General features: G+C 72.2%; 16 protein-coding genes. 11 read left to right on the top strand and 5 right to left on the bottom strand.

All coding sequences use genetic code 11. The features are described from left to right. The first annotated feature begins 41 nt into the window (after positions 1-41). Entirely contained in the window at positions 42-1,595 is a 1,554-nt protein-coding gene (locus tag P5G50_RS14570) for a bifunctional phosphatase PAP2/diacylglycerol kinase family protein (RefSeq protein ID WP_301208135.1), read from the top strand. Between the two features lie 26 nt (positions 1,596-1,621). Here P5G50_RS14570 and ligD read toward each other — a convergent pair whose 3' ends face one another. Further along, a complete protein-coding gene (gene ligD, locus P5G50_RS14565) occupies positions 1,622-3,619 on the bottom strand; it encodes a non-homologous end-joining DNA ligase (protein WP_301208136.1) in 1,998 nt (665 codons plus the stop codon). Positions 3,620-3,708: 89 nt separating this feature from the next. Here ligD and ku point away from each other — a divergent pair, with 89 nt between their 5' ends. After that, the gene (gene ku / locus P5G50_RS14560; protein ID WP_301208137.1) at positions 3,709-4,671 is read left to right on the top strand and encodes a non-homologous end joining protein Ku; all 963 of its coding nucleotides are present in this window, start codon (positions 3,709-3,711) and stop codon (positions 4,669-4,671) included. Positions 4,672-4,721: 50 nt separating this feature from the next. Continuing rightward, a complete protein-coding gene (locus tag P5G50_RS14555) occupies positions 4,722-5,642 on the top strand; it encodes a DNA topoisomerase IB (RefSeq protein WP_301208138.1) in 921 nt (306 codons plus the stop codon). A 74-nt stretch (positions 5,643-5,716) separates the two neighbouring features. On the opposite strand, the gene P5G50_RS14550 is transcribed toward P5G50_RS14555, so the two are convergent. After that, complete coding sequence (locus P5G50_RS14550; protein ID WP_301209357.1) at positions 5,717-7,153, bottom strand: MFS transporter; 1,437 nt, start codon at positions 7,151-7,153, stop codon at positions 5,717-5,719. A 273-nt stretch (positions 7,154-7,426) separates the two neighbouring features. Between P5G50_RS14550 and P5G50_RS14545 the strand changes: the two genes are divergently transcribed. Then, entirely contained in the window at positions 7,427-8,338 is a 912-nt protein-coding gene (locus P5G50_RS14545; RefSeq protein WP_301208139.1) for a sigma-70 family RNA polymerase sigma factor, read from the top strand. An 86-nt stretch (positions 8,339-8,424) separates the two neighbouring features. Here P5G50_RS14545 and P5G50_RS14540 read toward each other — a convergent pair whose 3' ends face one another. Then, positions 8,425-8,766 carry a DUF7882 family protein gene (locus tag P5G50_RS14540; RefSeq protein ID WP_301208140.1) on the bottom strand — a complete coding sequence of 114 codons (342 nt, stop codon included), beginning with the start codon at positions 8,764-8,766 and terminating at the stop codon, positions 8,425-8,427. An 80-nt stretch (positions 8,767-8,846) separates the two neighbouring features. Here P5G50_RS14540 and P5G50_RS14535 point away from each other — a divergent pair, with 80 nt between their 5' ends. Beyond that, a complete protein-coding gene (locus P5G50_RS14535; RefSeq protein WP_301208141.1) occupies positions 8,847-10,364 on the top strand; it encodes an SDR family oxidoreductase in 1,518 nt (505 codons plus the stop codon). Here the strand turns inward: P5G50_RS14535 and P5G50_RS14530 are convergent. Then, complete coding sequence (locus P5G50_RS14530; protein ID WP_301208142.1) at positions 10,345-10,902, bottom strand: MarR family winged helix-turn-helix transcriptional regulator; 558 nt, start codon at positions 10,900-10,902, stop codon at positions 10,345-10,347. The two genes, P5G50_RS14535 and P5G50_RS14530, sit on opposite strands and share 20 nt — an antisense overlap. Before the next feature lie 95 nt (positions 10,903-10,997). Here P5G50_RS14530 and P5G50_RS14525 point away from each other — a divergent pair, with 95 nt between their 5' ends. From P5G50_RS14525 to P5G50_RS14500, 6 genes are read left to right on the top strand one after another with little or no spacing between them, the layout of a single operon-like run. Beyond that, entirely contained in the window at positions 10,998-12,107 is a 1,110-nt protein-coding gene (locus P5G50_RS14525) for a polyprenyl synthetase family protein (protein ID WP_301208143.1), read from the top strand. Beyond that, on the top strand, positions 12,104-13,009 hold the full coding sequence (locus tag P5G50_RS14520; RefSeq protein ID WP_301208144.1) for a phytoene/squalene synthase family protein: 906 nt from the start codon (positions 12,104-12,106) through the stop codon (positions 13,007-13,009). Before P5G50_RS14525 ends, P5G50_RS14520 begins: the two co-directional genes overlap by 4 nt. Further along, positions 13,006-14,634, top strand: coding sequence for a phytoene desaturase family protein (crtI, locus tag P5G50_RS14515; protein WP_301208145.1), 1,629 nt, complete (start codon positions 13,006-13,008; stop codon positions 14,632-14,634). The genes P5G50_RS14520 and crtI overlap by 4 nt, the downstream gene beginning before the upstream one ends. Further along, positions 14,631-14,969 (top strand): lycopene cyclase domain-containing protein, encoded by a 339-nt coding sequence (locus P5G50_RS14510; protein WP_301208146.1) that lies wholly within the window; start codon positions 14,631-14,633, stop codon positions 14,967-14,969. The genes crtI and P5G50_RS14510 overlap by 4 nt, the downstream gene beginning before the upstream one ends. Then, entirely contained in the window at positions 14,966-15,289 is a 324-nt protein-coding gene (locus P5G50_RS14505) for a lycopene cyclase domain-containing protein (RefSeq protein WP_301208147.1), read from the top strand. Before P5G50_RS14510 ends, P5G50_RS14505 begins: the two co-directional genes overlap by 4 nt. After that, positions 15,286-16,167, top strand: a complete 882-nt coding sequence (locus tag P5G50_RS14500) for a prenyltransferase (protein WP_301208148.1) — start codon at positions 15,286-15,288, stop codon at positions 16,165-16,167. The genes P5G50_RS14505 and P5G50_RS14500 overlap by 4 nt, the downstream gene beginning before the upstream one ends. 3 nt (positions 16,168-16,170) lie before the next feature. On the opposite strand, the gene P5G50_RS14495 is transcribed toward P5G50_RS14500, so the two are convergent. Next, complete coding sequence (locus tag P5G50_RS14495) at positions 16,171-16,548, bottom strand: glyoxalase superfamily protein (protein WP_301208149.1); 378 nt, start codon at positions 16,546-16,548, stop codon at positions 16,171-16,173. Between the last annotated feature and the right edge of the window lie 35 nt (positions 16,549-16,583).

Raw genomic sequence — 16,583 nt, 5'->3', positions numbered from 1 at the left:
TCCGGGCGACCGGGCGCACGCCCGGGCGTACGCTGGCGGGCATGGCAGCCTCCGGTCGTCCGTCCCGCCGCATCCCGATCCCGGCCCGCATCAAGCGGGCCGACGAGGCGGTCGCAGCCCGCATCAACGCGCGGACGACCGGCCGGGCCTCCGACACCTTCTGGACGCTGCTGACGCGCGCCGCGAACCACGGCAAGCTGTGGTTCGCCGCCGCGGGGGTGCTCATGCTGCTCGGCAAGCCGCGGGCGGCCTTCCGCGGCCTCGCGTCGCTGGGGATCGCCAGCCTCGTCGCCAACGTCGTCGGCAAGCGGCTGGTGGGAGGCGACCGGCCCGCGCTCACCTCCATCCCGGTCTCGCGCCGGCTGCAGCGCTCGCCCACCTCGCCCTCGTTCCCGTCCGGCCACACCGCCAGCGCTGCGGCGTTCGCGACCGGGGTGGCGTTGGAGGCTCCGCTCGCGGGCGCCGCGCTCGCCCCGCTGGCGGCGGGCGTCGGCTACTCGCGGCTGCACACGGGCGCGCACTGGTTGTCGGACGTCGTCGGCGGAGCCGCCATCGGCGCCGGCGCCGCACTCGCCCTGCGGGCAGCGCTGCCGGTCGGCAAGGCGCTCACGGAGGCGCGCCGCGAGCCGCCGACGGCCCGCACGATCGACCTTCCCGCCTCAACCGACGGCGACGGCCTGTTCGTCGTGGTGAACCGCTCCTCGGGCGCCGGCCTGGGCCGCCCCGACGCGGTCGAGCTGCTGCGCGACCGGCTGCCGCGCGCGCAGATGCACGTGCTGCAGGAGGCCGACGACCTGGCGGCCCTGATCGACGCGCGCACGGCCTCCGACGACCCTCCTCGCATCCTCGGCGTCTCCGGCGGCGATGGTACGGTCGCCGCCGTGGCGCACCAGGCCCGGCGCGCGGATCTGCCGCTGCTGGTGCTCCCGGGCGGCACCTTCAACCACTTCGCGAAGGCCGCGCTGCTCGACACCGTCGACGTCGCCCTCGCCGCGCTCTCGGCCGGCACCGGGCGCGAGGTGGACGTGGCGGAGCTCGCCTTCGCCGGCGGCGAGCCGAAGACCGTGCTGAACACGGCCTCCGTCGGCATCTACCCCGCCTTCGTCGCCGAGCGCGAACGCCACGAGAAGCGCCTCGGCAAGCCGCTCGCCGCCCTCGTCGCGGCGATCCGGGTGGTCCGCAGGGGCACTCCGCTCGACGTGGAGCTCGACGGCCGCCGCCGCCGCGTGTGGTCGGTCTTCGTCGGCGTCGACCGCTACTACCCGGTCACGGTCGCCCCGATCGAGCGCAGGAGGCTCGACGACGGCCTCCTCGACGTCCGCGTCCTCTTCGCCGACGGCACCCCGCGCACCCGCGGCGCTGTCGCCCTCGCCCTGGGCGGCACGGCGGACGCCCTGGTCGCCCGCCTCCCCGTCCTCCAGGGGCCGCCCGCGATCGACCAGTACACCACCGACGACCTCACGATCGCCGCCGCCGGCGACGACCCCGGCTACGCCCACGACGGCGAGGCGTCGACGCACACCCCGGGCGACCCGAAGCGGTTGCGGCTGCGCGTGCTGCCGGGGGCGCTGCGGGTGTATTCGCCGGGGGAGTGAGGGGGTCGGCGGAGTGACGGGGCCGGCTACCCCTCCCGCACCACCTGCTGCACCGCCTTGTCCGGCCGCAGCCCGCGCCAGCTGGGCTGCCGCAGCCGGTCGGTGCTCGTCCACTCGGCGAATTCGACCTCGCCGACGAGTCTCGGCTCCACCCAGTGGGCCGCCTTGGCGTCCGGGCGTGGCACGTCGCGCAGGGGGCTGTCGTCCGTCTCGATGCCGCCGAGCAGCGCGGCCAGGTCGTCCAGCACCGCGTCGGTGAAGCCGGTGCCCACCTTGCCGACGTAGCGCAGGCCCTCGCCGTCGGGGAGGCCGAGCAGCAGGGCGCCGATCCCGCCGGCGCGGCGGCCGGTGCCGGGCGTCCAGCCGCCGATCACGACCTCCTGGGTCTTGTGGTGCTTGATCTTGATCCAGGCGCGGGAGCGGCGGCCGGTCGCGTAGGTGCTGTCGCGCTGCTTCGCCATCACGCCCTCGAGCCCGAGCCGGGCGCTGGAGGAGACGGCATGGGCGAGGTCGCCGTCGAACGCGGGCGGGACCTGGATCGGGTCGTCCGCCGGCGGCGTGAGGGTGGCGAGCAGCGTCTCCCGCCGCTCGTCGTAGGTGCGTCTGCGCAGGTCGGCGCCGTCGAGCTCCAGGATGTCGAACACCATGTAGTGCGCCGGCGCCCGGGTGAGCGCAGACTTCACGTCGGCGGGGCGCGTGAGGCCCATCCTGGTCTGCAGGAGGCCGAAGTCGGGGCGGCCGGACGGGTCCAGCGTGACGACCTCTCCGTCGAGCACGAGGTCGTGCCCGTCGGCGAGGGCGACCAGCCCGTCGAGCTCGGGGTAGGTGACGGTGACGTCGTTGCCGTTGCGGGTGGTGAGGCGGAGGCCGCCGTCGCGCACCTCGGCGACCGCGCGGATGCCGTCCCACTTCATCTCGAACGCCCACTCGGACTCGTCGGAGATGTCGGCCGCCGAGCCGAGGGTGGCGAGCATGGGGGAGACCGGCGCAGACGGGGCCGCCGACGAGGACGCGGAGGCGGCGGCCTCCATCCGCTCGCGTGACCGCCCGCGAGGCGGCTCCTCGGCCGGCGCCGGCAGCTCCTCCTCGTCCAGCCGGCCCGCCGCCAGCCCGGCGAGCGGGTCGGCGCGCCGCTTCATGCGCTGCAGCACCTCGTCGAACTCCAGGTGGCGGAGGTCCTTCGCCGCGAGCTCGCGCCAGGTGCGCGGCACCGCGACGGTCGGCCGGAACCGGCCGCGCAGTGAGTAGGGGGCGACGGTCGTCTTGGCCGGGTTGTTCTGGCTCCAGTCGATGAGGACCTTGCCCGCCCGCAGCGCTTTCTTCATGTCGCTGACGACGAGGTCGGGATGGTCGGCCTCCAACGCCCGCGCCAATTCATGGGCGACTGCGGCGACCTGCTCGCCGGTCTGCGAGCCGTCGAGGCCCGCGTAGAGATGGATCCCTTTGGAGCCGCTGGTGACGGGCACCGGCGACAGGCCCATGTCGCTCAGGATCGCCTTCGCGAGCCGGGCGACCTCGGCGCACTCGGCGAGGGTGACGCCCTCGCCGGGGTCGAGGTCGATGACGAATCGGTCGGGGTTGCGGAAGCCGGGCCTCCGTCCGACCCGCCACTGCGGCACGTGGAGCTCGAGGGAGGCCGTCTGCGCGAGCCAGATCAGCGTCGCCCTGTCGTTGACGAGCGGGTAGGAGTTGACGCTGTTCTTGTGGGCGAACTCCCGCTGCCGCACCCAGCTCGGCGTCGAGCGCTGGTCGAGGTTCTTCTGGAAGAAGACCTGGCCGGGATGCTCCGGCGTCCCGACGCCGTCGACCCAGCGCTTGCGCGTCGCGATGCGGTCGCGCACGTGCGGGAGCATGACATCGGCGATGGCGCTGTAGTAGTCGATCACGTCGCCCTTGGTGGTGCCGGTCTCGGGGTACATGACCTTGTCGAGGTTGGTCAGCGCGATCCGGTGGCCGTCGACGCGCACCTCCTCGGCGCCTGCTCGTCGGGTGCTCGTGGGGGTGGCGGAGTCCTGGGCAGCCATGGCCACACCGTACGCCCGCAGCGGACGGCGGCGCCCTCCCGGCCCGGTCAGGCTTGAAAACCGGGCCGTGCACGGACACCATGTACGGCATGAGGGCCATTTGGACGGGCGCCATCACCTTCGGACTGGTCAACGTGCCGGTGAAGGTCTACAGCGCGACCGAAGACCACGACGTTCCGCTGCACCAGGTGCACGACGCCGACGGCGGGCGCATCCGCTATCAGCGGCGGTGCGAGATCGACGGGAAGATCGTGCCGTACGAGCACATCGTGAAGGCGTACGACGACGGCGACAAGACGGTCATCCTGACGGCAGAGGACATCGCCTCCCTGCCGGCGGAGCGCAGCCGCGAGATCGACGTGGTGGAGTTCGTGCCCAACGAGCAGCTCGACCCGCTGATGTTCGACCGCAGCTACTACCTCGAGCCCGACTCCAAGTCGCTCAAGGCGTACGCGCTGCTGCGCAAGACGCTGGAGGACGAGGACCGCACGGCGATCGTCAACTTCGCGCTGCGGCAGAAGACGCGGCTCGGCGCTCTGCGTGTGCGCGGCAACGTCCTGGTGCTGCAGACGCTGCTCTGGCACGACGAGATCCGGGAGGCGGACTTCCCGGCCCTCGACTCCTCCCCGCGGATCACCGAGCGCGAGCTCAAGCTGTCTGCGGCGCTGATGGAGAGCTTCGCCGGCGACTTCGAGCCCGAGAAGTTCAGCGACGAGTACCAGGAGGAGCTGCGCAAGCTGATCGACGCGAAGCTCGAGCAGGGCGAGAGCGTCGACACCGCCGAGACCTTCGGCGAGGAGGCCGAGGGCGGCAAGAAGGGCGGCGGCGAGGTCATCGACCTGATGGAGGCGCTGCAGCGCAGCGTCGAGCGCAGCCGGTCGTCGCGGTCCTCCGGGGGTGCGGAGGAGGACGACGAGAAGCCGGCGCGCAAGACGGCGTCGAAGTCCACCGCCTCGAAATCCACCTCCTCCACGTCGTCCTCGAAGACGACCGCGAAGTCCACCACCACGCGGAAGGCGCCGGCGAAGAAGACGGCGAAGAAGCCCGCGTGAGCCCGCGGCTGAAGCGGAGCAACCCGTCCGGGCCGGGCTACCACCGGCGCATGACCGACTCCGGGCCCGTCTACGAGGACGAGGCCGGCAACAGGATCGTCGACGAGCGCGAGCTGGAGCGCATCCGCTCGCTCGTGCTCCCTCCCGCCTGGGAGGACGTGTGGATCTCGCCGGATGCGCGCGGCCACATCCAGGCGGTCGGCACCGACCAGGCCGGCCGCCGCCAGTACCGCTACCACGACACCTGGCGGCTGCATCAGGACCGGGTCAAGTTCGAGCGCGCCGCACTGCTGGCCGAGACGCTCCCGTCGGCGCGCCGCAAGGTGACGATGGATCTGCGGGAGGAGGGGTTCGGCCGCGACCGGATCCTCGCGGCCGCCTTCCGGATCATCGACCTCGGCAGCATCCGCATCGGCAGCGAGGAGTACCTGCACGCCAACGGGAGCCGCGGGCTCACCACGCTGCTGTGCCGGCACGTGCGCATCGACGGCGACGACATCACCCTCACCTTCCCGGCGAAGTCGGCGCAGAAGTGGGCGAGCACGATCACGGATGCCGACCTCGCCGAGCTGCTGGCCTCGATCGTCGCGCTGCGCGGGCAGCGGTCGCGCCTGCTGTCGTGGAAGGACGGCACCTGGCACACCATCCGCCCGGCGTCGCTCAACGAGTACATCCGGCGGCAGACGCGCGGCGAGTTCACCGCGAAGGACTTCCGCACCCTGCACGGCACCATCACCGCGGCGAAGGCGCTCGCCGAGCTGGGGCCCGGAGGTTCGGACTCGCAGCGCAAGAAGCGCATCAGCGCGGCGGTCAACGAGGCGGCGGCCGCGCTCGGCAACACCCCGGCGATCGCGCGCAACAGCTACATCGATCCGCGCATCTTCGACCGCTACCGCCAGGGCGAGGTCATCGACGTGTCAGGAGGGCGGACCCCGGAGCCCGCCCTTCTGGAACTGCTCCACGCCGACTGAACACACGCAGAGGGGTCCCGACTCGCCGTGCGCCCGGTGCTGGCGCGGCGTGTCGGGACCCCTCTGCGGCCTCGTCAGGCCTTCGCGGCCGGCTTCTGCGCGGGGGTCTGAGCGGAGAGCGGGGAGGCGATCTCCTCCAGCGACTTGCCCTCCGCATCCACACCGAGGAACAGCTCCACCAGGCCCGCGGCGATCATCAGGCCGGCGCCGATGTAGTAGCCGATGACGACGTCGTGGATGCCACCCTCGATCAGCTTGCCGAACAGGATCGGGCCGATGATGCCGCCGATGCCGGTGCCGACCGCGTAGAAGAATGCGATCGCCATTGCCCTGGTCTCCATCGGGAAGATCTCGCTCACCGTGAGGTACGCGGCGCTGGCGCCGGCCGAGGCGAAGAAGAACACGACCATCCAGCACGCGGTCAGCCAGAAGGCGTCGAGCAGGCCCGCGTCGAACATGATCGCCGTGCCGACGAGCAGCACGCCCGAGCCGACGTACGACAGCGTGATCATGAACCGGCGGCCGACGGTGTCGAACAGGTGCCCCAGCAGGAACGGCCCCAGGAAGTTTCCGATCGCGATCGGCACCAGCGCCCAGGGCGCGACGTCGTCCGGCACGCCGAGCAGCTTCGTCAGCACGAGCGAGTAGGTGAAGAACACGGCGTTGTACAGGAACGCCTGGCCGATAAACAGCGACAGGCCGAGCACGAAGCGCTTCGGGTACTGGGTCACCGCGACGCGCACGATCTCGCCGAAGCCGGTGGAGCGGCGCTGGTGGATCTCGATGCCCTTGTCGTCGGGGACGCGGTCGAGGGAGGTGCCGGTCTCCTTCTCGACGCCCTCCTCGATCTCGGCGACCTCCTTCTCGGCCTCCTCGTCGCGCCCGTGGATGAACATCCAGCGCGGCGACTCCGGCACGTTGCGGCGCACCAGGAGGATGACGAGACCGAGGACGGCGCCGAGGCCGAACGCGATGCGCCAGCCGATCTCGGGCGCGAACAGGTTCTCATTGAGCAGGAAGACGGTCAGGACCGCGCCGAACGCGGTGCCCAGCCAGTACGAGCCGTTGATCGCGAGGTCGACCAGCCCGCGGCGCCGCGCCGGGATCAGCTCGTCGATCGCGGAGTTGATCGCCGCGTACTCGCCGCCGATGCCCGCGCCGGTGAAGAACCGGAAGATGTAGAACATGACCGGGTTGAACGAGAAGGCCGTCAGCACGGTCGCCACCAGGTACAGCCCGAGGGTCAGGATGAACAGCTTCTTGCGGCCGAACCGGTCGGTCAGATAGCCGAACACGAGGGAGCCGGTACAGGCGCCGGCGACGTAGATCGCGGCCGCGAGGCCGACCTCCGCCGTGGTCAGGCCCAGGCCGGAGTCGGGCTCGGTGAGCCGGCTGCCGATCGCGCCGACGATGGTGACCTCGAGCCCGTCGAGGATCCACACCGTGCCGAGGCCCAGGACGACGAGCCAGTGGAATCGGGACCAGGGGAGGCGGTCGAGCCGCGCGGGTATGGTCGTCCGGATGGTCTTCAGCGACCCCGCCCGGGAGTCGGATGTCTGCGCACTCACGAAGCAGGACTGTACGAGTGCCCGGAATGCCCCGGGAGGACCTTGACAAACGATGCGAAAAGCGCAGGGATGTACAGCTAGCGCATGCGGGGCTAGCGTGTCAACCCCTTGTTGGGGCAGTGGGCTCCTTGCTTACTCTGGCTAACGACCACACTGCTGATGCGGAGACGCCGGGCAGGGTGGATCGACCGACAGACGAGCTGAATGGGATGCAACATGACTGTGCTCGAAGTGACCAGTGACCCGGTACGGGACTACCTCAACTCGATCGGCCGGACCCGCCTCCTGACGGCGGACGAAGAGGTCGCTCTCGCGAAGCGCATCGAGGTCGGCGTGCTCGCCGGCGAGCGGCTTGCGAAGCGCCCCGGCCTCACCCCGCGCGAGAAGCGCGAGCTGCAGTACCTCGCCGACGACGGCAAGCGCGCGTTCGAGCGCTTCATCGAGGCCAACCTCCGCCTGGTGGTGAGCATCGCCAAGCGCTACGCCGGCCGCGGCCTGCCGGTGATGGACCTGATCCAGGAGGGCAACCTCGGCCTGGTGCGCGCGGTCGAGAAGTTCGACTACCGCACCGGCAACAAGTTCTCCACCTACGCCACCTGGTGGATCCGCCAGTCGATCCTCCGCGGCATCGCCGACACCGCGCGGCTCATCCGCATCCCCGTCCACACCGTCGAGAAGATCGACAAGCTGGACCGCATCCGCCGCGACCTGGGCGGAGAGCTCGGCCGCACGCCCACCCTCGAGGAGATGGCGGAGGCGGCCAACCTCGAGCCGGCGGAGGTGCACAAGCTCCAGATGAGCGACTCCGAGACCGTGTCGCTGGCCGTGCCGGTCGGCGAGAACGAGGGCGCCGAGCTCGGCGACCTGATCGAGGACGGCGACGCCCCCGGCCCCTCCGAGACCGTCGAGGTGGAGTTCCGCCACCGCGACCTCGAGGACCGCCTGCGCGAGCTGCCCCCGCGCGACGCCAAGGTGATCCGGATGCGCTTCGGCCTCGACGGCCAGAAGCCGATGACCCTCGACGAGGTGGGCGAGGTCTACGGCATCACCCGCGAGCGCGTCCGCCAGCTCGAGACCCGCAGCCTCAAGCGCCTGCGCTGCCCGGAGCTGCTCGAGTACCTCCGCTGACACCACGAGCGGTACGCCACGAGCGGTACAGACCAGAAGAACCCCGCGCTTTCGGGAGCGCGGGGTTCTTCGACGTTCAGGGGGCGTCAGCGCCCGGGCGGCGTGTCCGCCTGCACCTCGTCGGCGCCGATCGCGCCGATCTCCTCGGTGAGCTGGAGCCCCTGCGCGCTGTTCGACGAGAGCGTCAGCTGCTCCAGCCACTCCCGGTTGATGCGGGGAGGGCGTCCGCCGCTGTAGCGGAACAGCAGCGGCACGGCGGCGTCGATCCAGATGGCGCTGCGGCCGTCGCCCACGCTCTGCTCGTCGCGCCAGGAGAAGAAGAACCCCTCCTTGCGGCGGAGCTTGAGGCCGATGACGATCTGGAGGTGCGCCAGGACACGGTCGTCGAAGCCGATCTCCGTGGTCCCGCCGTAAACGAGCTTGCCCATGCGTCACAGCGTACGGGACCGCCCCTGACAACCGGTATTCCTGTACGCCGCCCGCGCGCGCCGAGGCGTATGGTCGGCGCATGACCGCGCGCCGCATCCTCGTCACCGGAGCCACAGGCTACATCGGCGGCCGGCTGGTGCCCCGGCTGCTGGCGCGCGGGCACATCGTGCGCGTGCTGGCGCGCTCGCCGCAGAAGCTCGCCGACGTGCCGTGGGCCGGGCAGGTGGAGGTGGTGGAGGGCGACCTCGGCGACCCCGCCGCCGTCGCCCGGGCGGTCGAGGGCATGGACGTCGTCTACTACCTGGTGCACTCGATGCGCGCCCGCGGCGACTTCGAGCAGGAGGAGGCGGCGGCCGCCCGCTCGGTGGCCGAGGCGTCGGCCGCGGCCGGGGTCTCACGCATCGTGTACCTCGGCGCTCTGCACCCCGATGGCCCGCTCTCGCGGCATCTGCGCTCCCGCGTGGAGGTGGGCCGCATCCTGCTCGCGTCCGGTGTGCCGACCGCTGTGCTGCAGGCGGGCGTCGTCATCGGCTCCGGCTCGGCCTCGTTCGAGATGATCCGGCACCTCACCGAGGTGCTGCCGTACATGCCGGCGCCGCGCTGGGTGCGCAACCGCATCCAGCCGATCGCCGTGCGCGACGTGCTGCACTACCTGCTGGAGGCCGCGGAGCTGCCGCCGGAGGTGTCGCGCGCGTTCGACATCGGCGGCCCCGACATCCTGCGCTACGGCCAGATGATGAACGGCTACGCGGTGGAGGCTGGCCTGCCGCAGCGGCCGATCGCCTCCCTCCCGGTGTTCACGCCGTGGCTCGCCTCGCAGTGGGTGAACCTCGTGACGCCGATCCCGCGCAGCCTCGCCGTTCCGATCATCGAATCGCTGCAGTACGACTGCGTGGTGCGCGAGCACGACATCGACGCGGTGATCCCGCCTCCCGCCGGAGGACTCACCGGCTACCGCGCCTCCGTCCGGCTGGCCCTCGCGAAGATGCGGGCGGGCGACGTCGAGACCAGCTGGCTCAACTCCTCGGTCGCCGGAGCGCCGAGCGATGCCCTGCCGAGCGACCCCGACTGGTCGGGTCACACCGTCTACACCGACGTGCGCGAGCGCACGAGCACGGCCGACGCGGACGCGCTGTGGCGCGTGGTCGAGGGCATCGGCGGCGAGCGGGGCTGGTACTCGTTCCCGCTGGCGTGGGCGCTGCGCGGCTGGCTCGACAAGCTCGTCGGCGGCGTCGGGCTGCGCCGCGGGCGCCGCGACGCCGACCGCCTGCACACCGGAGAGGCCCTCGACTGGTGGCGGGTGGAGGAGTTGCGCCGGGGGAGCGACCTGCGGCTCCGTGCGGAGATGCGGGTTCCCGGCCTCGCCTGGCTGGAGATGCACGTGGAGCCGGCGGACCCGGCCGACCCGCAGCGCGGCGGTTCGCGCTACCGCCAGCGCGCGGTCTTCTTCCCGCGCGGGCTCTCCGGCCGGCTCTACTGGTTCGCGATCCTGCCGTTCCACGGCATCGTGTTCGAGGGCATGGCGAACCGGATCGTCGCCGAGGCCGAGCGCGCCGGTGCCGCTCAGCGGGCGGGCGTCACTCCCGGGGCGCCGTGACCAGCGTGGTCGCGCTCAGCCCGTCGAGGAACCGGATCACGATCTCCCGCTCCTCCGGCGTCAGGGCCCGCGCGACCTCGAACCGCCTGGCGTGCTGCAGGCCCATCGTGCGGCGCACCTCGCGGTGGGTCTCCGGCGTGATCTCGACCGTCACCGCGCGGCGGTCGGTCGGGTGCGGCCGGCGCACGATGTGGCCGGCGCGCTCCAGGCGGTCGAGCAGCTTCGTGGTGGAGGCGGTGGAGATGTGGAGGTGCTCGGCGAGCGCACCCGCGGTCACCGCGACCTCGGCGTTGGTGGAGGCGATGATGTACCGCAGCGCCTTCATGTCGGTCTCGTTGAGCTTCATGCGGCTGCGCGACTCGAAGCTCAGCCGCTGCTCCGCCTCGCGCCAGTGGCGCACGGCATCGAGGACGCCCATCACCTGCGCGAGCTCCTCCTCGCTGAGATCGTCGTGGCGGACGAGCTCCTGCCGGGGGTCGATGACGCGGGGGTCGGTGAGCGATCCGGTGATGCGGCGCGCGTCATCCCTGGAAGCCATGCGGACATCCTATTCCGATTCGCGAGAAGCATGCTAAGTTATTTGCTAACCAAGCTAGACAATGACGTCAGCGGACGCGAGAGACGGAGGCCACGATGACTCAGCTCCAGCCGCGCATCGAGCTCGCCGAGCAGCAGGGCGCCGCAGACCTCGCCGCGGTCGACGGTCGCATCGCCGCCTTCTTCGCGGAGCGCATCGCCCGCGCCGGCGGCTACGGCGACGAGTACCTCCGGCTCTGGTGCAGCGCCCGCGCCGCCGCCGACGGCGGCAAGCGCATCCGGCCCCGCTTCGTGCTCTCAGCCTTCCGCGCCCTCTCCGGAGCAGGGGAGGTTGCGCAGACCGCGCCACTCGCCGACGCCGCCCTCGACACGGCCGTCGCCTTCGAGCTGCTGCACACGGCGTTCCTCCTGCACGACGACGTCATCGACGGCGACACGGTGCGCCGGGGCCGCCCCAACATCGCGGGCGAGTTCTCCGCCGACGCGGCAGAGCGCGGCGCCCCCGGCGCGGTCGCGCAGCTGTGGGGCGAGTCGGCGGCCATCCTCGCCGGCGACCTGCTGATCCACGCCGCCTCCTCGCTCGTCGCCCGGCTCGACGTTCCAGCCGCCATCCGCGGCCGGCTGCTCGACGTGCTCGACCACTCGGTGTTCGTCACGGCCGCAGGCGAGCTCGCCGACGTCCGGCTCTCCACCGGCCTCGGCAGCCCCGAGCTCGCCGACGTCCTCCGGATGACCGAGCACAAGACGGCCGCCTATTCGGTGGCCGGCCCTCTGCTGGCCGGCGCCATCCTCGCCGGGGCCGAGGGGGAGCTGCTCGACCGCCTCGCCGAGTACGGCCGGCTGGTGGGCATCGCCTTCCAGCTCGGCGACGACATCCTCGGCGTCTTCGGCACGCCCGACGTCACCGGCAAGAGCATCCTCAGCGACCTCCGCGAGGGCAAGGAGACCACGCTCATCGCATACGCCCGCAGCACCACGGGCTGGCCGGCCGTCTCCGCCGTGCTCGAACGCCACGACCCCGGGCACGACGACGCGGAGGCGCTCGCCGCCGCCCTCGAGACCTGCGGTGCGCGCCGCTTCGTCGAGGACCTCCTCGGCGACCACGTCTCGGCCGCCCTCGCGCTGCTCGACAGCCCCGAGGTGCCGCAGCGGCTCGCCGCGCCCCTCGCCGACCTCGCCCGCAGCTGCATCGGGAGGACAGCATGACCCGCGCACCCGAGGCGCCCGCCGCACCGGCCGGCGCCCACCCGACCGACCTCGCGCTGTACACGCGCGCCGCGCACTGCGGCGCCGCGACCATCATCCGCGAGTACTCCACCTCGTTCGGGATGGCGACCCGCCTGCTCGGCGCCGAGGTGCGCCCCCGCGTCGAGGACGTGTACGCGCTGGTCCGCATCGCCGACGAGGTCGTCGACGGCGCCGCCGCGCAGGCCGGCCTGACCCTCGACGACCAGCGCGAGCTGCTCGACGCGCTCGAGGCCGACACCGAGCGCGCCATGCGCACCGGCTACAGCGCCAACGTGGTCGTGCACGCCTTCGCCGTCACCGCCAGGGCCGCCGGCATCGGGACGGACCTCACCCGGCCGTTCTTCGCCTCCATGCGCCGCGACCTCAGCCCCGTCGACTTCACGGCCGAGGAGCTGCGCGAGTACATCTACGGCTCGGCCGAGGTCGTCGGGCTGATGTGCCTGGCGGTCTTCCTCTCCGACCACCCGGTGCCCGACGCCACCCGGCGGCGGCTGGAGGCGGGGGCGCGGAGGCTCGGAGCCGCCTTCCAGAAGATCAACTTCCTGCGCGACCTCGCCGTCGACTACACCGAGCTCGGCCGCAGCTACTTCCCGGGGATCGACCCGGCGCGGCTGACCGAACGGCAGAAGCTCGCCCTGGTGGTCGACATCGACAGCGACCTCGGGGCGGCGGCCGACGCCATCCCGGAGCTGCCCGACAACTGCCGCCGCGCGATCGCCGCCGCGCACGGCCTCTTCGCCGAGCTGAGCGACCGCATCCGCGCCACCCCCGCGAGCGAGCTCCTGCGCCGCAGGGTCAGCGTGCCGAACCGCACGAAGCTCGCCGTCGTCGTGCGCGCCGGCACCGGGCTCCTCCGATGAACGCAGCTCCTGCGATGAAGCGCGTCGCCGTCGTCGGCGGCGGCATCGCCGGCCTCGCCACCGCGGCGCTTCTCGCGCGCGAGGGCCACGCGGTCACCCTCCTCGAGCAGAACAGCGACCTCGGCGGCCGCGCGGGCCTCTGGGAGCACGACGGGTTCCGCTTCGACACGGGCCCCTCCTGGTACCTGATGCCGGAGGTGTTCGACCACTTCTTCCGCCTGCTCGGCACGAGCACGGCCGAGCAGCTCGACCTCGTCACGCTCGACCCCGGCTACCGCGTCTTCGCCGAGGACGGGCGGCCGCCGCTCGACGTGCGGCAGTCCGGGGAGGCCAACCGCGCCCTGTTCGAGAGCGTGGAGCCGGGCGCGGGCGCCGCCCTCGACCGCTACCTCGCCGAGGCGGGCGAGACCTACCGGCTGGCGGTCGACCGCTTCCTCTACGGCACCTTCGCCTCCTACCGGCCGCTGCTGAGCGGGGAGGTCGTGCGCCGCCTGGGCACGCTGGCCCGCCTCCTGCTCCGCTCGCTCGAGAGCCACGCCGCCCGCACGGTCGACGACGTCGTGCTGCGGCAGATCCTCGGCTACCCCGCGGTCTTCCTCGGCACCTCGCCGGACCGCGCGCCGAGCATGTACAGCCTCATGAGCCACCTCGACCTCGACGACGGGGTCCGCTACCCTCTGGGCGGCTTCACGACGCTGATCGAGCGGATCGCCGCGCTCGCCGAGCAGGCGGGCGCGCAGCTGATCACCGGCGCCCGGGTGACCGCGATCCGCACCGCACCGCCCGCCGGGCGGTCGCTGCTCTCCAACGCGCGTGCCCGCGCGACAGGGGTCGCGTACGTCAGCCGCGACGGTGCACTGCACGAGGTGGAGGCGGACGTGGTCGTCTCGGCCGCCGACCTCCACTTCACCGAGACCCGCCTGCTGCCGCCGGCGCTCCGCAGCCATCCCGAGAGCGCCTGGGAGCGCCGCGATCCGGGCCCCGGCGCGGTGCTGGCGATGCTCGGCGTCGAGGGGAGGCTGCCGCAGCTCACCCACCACAACCTCCTGTTCACCACGGACTGGGCCGCGAACTTCGAGCGCATCTACGGCGCCGACCCCGGCATCCCCGACCCGGCGTCGCTGTACGTGTGCAAGCCGAGCCAGACCGACCCGTCCGTCGCGCCCGCCGGCTGCGAGAATCTGTTCGTGCTGGTCCCCGTTCCCGCGGACGTGTCGATCGGCGCCGGCGGCATCGACGGCGCCGGCGACCGCCTGGTCGAGCGCACGGCCGACGCAGCCATCGCGCAGATCGCCTCCTGGGCGGGCGTGCCCGACCTCGCCGACCGGGTCATCCTGCGCCGCACGGTCGGTCCCGACGACTTCGCATCCTCCTTCAACGCCTGGCGCGGAGGCGCGCTCGGCCCCGCGCACACGCTGCAGCAGAGCGCCTTCTTCCGCCCGGGCGACGCCTCGAAGCGGGTCGACGACCTCTACTACGCGGGGTGCTCGACCATCCCGGGCATCGGCCTGCCCATGTGCCTGATCAGCGCTGAGCTGGTCGTGAAGCGGCTGCGCGGCGACCTCACCGCTGGCCCGCTGCCCGAGCCGCTGCGGCCCGTCCCGCACCCGGAGCCCGTGTCGTGAGCCTCGCCTACCTGGCGTGCGTGCTCGTCGCGCTGGCCGCGATGGTGCTGCTCGACCGCCGCTTCCGGCTGGTGTTCTGGCGCGACGCACGCCGTGCGTCGATCACCCTCGCCGTCGGTCTCGCGTTCTTCCTCGCCTGGGACGCGGCGGGCATCGCCCTCGGTGTCTTCGCGCGCGGCGAATCGCCCGCGATGACCGGCATCGAGGTCGCGCCCGAGCTGCCGCTGGAGGAGGTCTTCTTCCTCGTCTTCCTCTGCTACCTCACGCTGGTGCTGATCTTCGGCGCCCGGCTGGTGCTCGACCGCGTCTCGGAGCGGCGGGGGGAGGAGCGGTGACCTACCTCCTGCTCAGCCTGGCGTTCATCGCGGTCGCGGCGGTCGCCCTCGGCATCGCGCTCGCCGTCTCCCGCGACCGCAAGGAGCTGCTCCGGCGCTGGACGCTCCCCGTGGCGATCGCCGCTGTGGTGGTCCTCGCGCTGACGGCGATCTTCGACAACCTCATGATCGGCGCGGGCCTGATGACGTACTCCACAGATCGCATCAGCGGCGCCCGGCTCGGCCTCGTCCCGCTCGAGGACTTCTCCTACCCGCTGGCCGCGCTGCTGCTGCTCCCCGCGGTCTGGCTGCTGCTGCGGCGGAGGAGGACCCGCCCATGACCGCGCAGGCCGCCGCCACTTCTCCGCTCCGCCAGCTGCTGCTCGCCTCCCGCCCGGTCAGCTGGATCAACACCGCCTTCCCGTTCGCGGCCGCCTACCTCCTGACCACACGGCAGGTGGACGTCACGCTGATCGTCGGCACCCTCTTCTTCCTCGTCCCGTACAACCTCGCGATGTACGGCATCAACGACGTCTTCGACTACGAGTCCGACCTCCGCAACCCGCGCAAGGGAGGCGCGGAGGGCGCACTGCTCGACCGGTCGATGCACCGCCGCACGCTCGTCGCGGCCGTCGCGCTGTGCGTGCCGTTCGTCGTCTACCTGGTCGTCGTCGGCTCCCCGCTGTCCTGGCTGGTGCTCGCCCTCAGCCTGTTCGCGGTGGCCGCCTACTCGGTGAAGGGTCTGCGGTTCAAGGAGGTGCCGTTCCTCGATTCGGCGACCTCCAGCTTCCACTTCGTCAGCCCCGCCCTGTACGGCCTCGTGCTCGCCGGCGCGGTGTTCACCCCCGGGTTGTGGCTCGTGCTGGTCGCCTTCTTCCTGTGGGGGGTCGGCAGCCACGCGTTCGGCGCCGTGCAGGATGTCGTCCCGGACCGGGAGGGCGGGATCGCCTCCATCGCCACGGTGCTCGGCGCAGCGCGCACCACGCAGCTCGCCGTGACGGCCTGGGCGCTCGCGGGCGTCGCCATGCTGTTCACGCCCTGGCCCGGACCGCTCGCAGCGGTGTTGGCCATCCCGTACATCGCCACCGCGGCGCCGTACCTCACCGTCCCCGACGAAGGCGCGAGCGCCGCCAACCGGGGCTGGCGGCGCTTCCTGTGGATCAACTACGCGTGCGGGTTCGTCGTGACGATGCTGCTGATCTGGGAGTGGAACGCCTGACGGTCAGCGCGGCGGCAGCTCCTGCAGCGCCCACTCGTTGCCGTCCGGGTCGGCGAAGGTCACGAAGCGTCCCCAGTCCAGGTCGGCGACGCCCTGAGCCGTCACACCGTGCTCCTGGAGGTGCGCCAGTGCCGCGTCGGCATCCGGGACGACGATCTGCAGGCCGGACACCGTGCCCGGCGCGCGCTCCGTCAGCCCCTCGCCGAACGCGATGGAGCAGGCGGAGCCCGGAGGCGTGACCTGCACGAAGCGCAGGGTGGGGGAGACGCGGTGGTCGTGGTCCGCGTTCCAGCCCAGCTTGTCGACGTAGAACTCCTTCGCGCGGTCCACGTCGGCCACGGGGAGCGTGATCAGCTCGATGCGCCAGTCGGTGATGGCCATGTTCGTCCCTCTCTGTCGGTGTCCCTCCACTCTCC

It is taken from the genome of Leifsonia williamsii (assembly GCF_030433685.1).
Lineage (GTDB): Bacteria > Actinomycetota > Actinomycetes > Actinomycetales > Microbacteriaceae > Leifsonia > Leifsonia williamsii.
The sequence above is the reverse complement of the archived record's forward strand: the minus strand, read 5'-3'. Positions and strand labels throughout refer to the sequence as shown.

Bases quoted from the DNA above. Each gene is read 5' to 3' on its own strand.
- P5G50_RS14570 (WP_301208135.1), top strand. From the start codon at position 42: ATGGCAGCCTCCGGTCGTCCGTCCCGCCGCATCCCGATCCCGGCCCGC.
- ligD (WP_301208136.1), bottom strand. From the start codon at position 3,619: ATGGCTGCCCAGGACTCCGCCACCCCCACGAGCACCCGACGAGCAGGC.
- ku (WP_301208137.1), top strand. From the start codon at position 3,709: ATGAGGGCCATTTGGACGGGCGCCATCACCTTCGGACTGGTCAACGTG.
- P5G50_RS14555 (WP_301208138.1), top strand. From the start codon at position 4,722: ATGACCGACTCCGGGCCCGTCTACGAGGACGAGGCCGGCAACAGGATC.
- P5G50_RS14545 (WP_301208139.1), top strand. From the start codon at position 7,427: ATGACTGTGCTCGAAGTGACCAGTGACCCGGTACGGGACTACCTCAAC.
- P5G50_RS14540 (WP_301208140.1), bottom strand. From the start codon at position 8,766: ATGGGCAAGCTCGTTTACGGCGGGACCACGGAGATCGGCTTCGACGAC.
- P5G50_RS14535 (WP_301208141.1), top strand. From the start codon at position 8,847: ATGACCGCGCGCCGCATCCTCGTCACCGGAGCCACAGGCTACATCGGC.
- P5G50_RS14530 (WP_301208142.1), bottom strand. From the start codon at position 10,902: ATGGCTTCCAGGGATGACGCGCGCCGCATCACCGGATCGCTCACCGAC.
- P5G50_RS14525 (WP_301208143.1), top strand. From the start codon at position 10,998: ATGACTCAGCTCCAGCCGCGCATCGAGCTCGCCGAGCAGCAGGGCGCC.
- P5G50_RS14520 (WP_301208144.1), top strand. From the start codon at position 12,104: ATGACCCGCGCACCCGAGGCGCCCGCCGCACCGGCCGGCGCCCACCCG.
- crtI (WP_301208145.1), top strand. From the start codon at position 13,006: ATGAACGCAGCTCCTGCGATGAAGCGCGTCGCCGTCGTCGGCGGCGGC.
- P5G50_RS14500 (WP_301208148.1), top strand. From the start codon at position 15,286: ATGACCGCGCAGGCCGCCGCCACTTCTCCGCTCCGCCAGCTGCTGCTC.
- P5G50_RS14495 (WP_301208149.1), bottom strand. From the start codon at position 16,548: ATGGCCATCACCGACTGGCGCATCGAGCTGATCACGCTCCCCGTGGCC.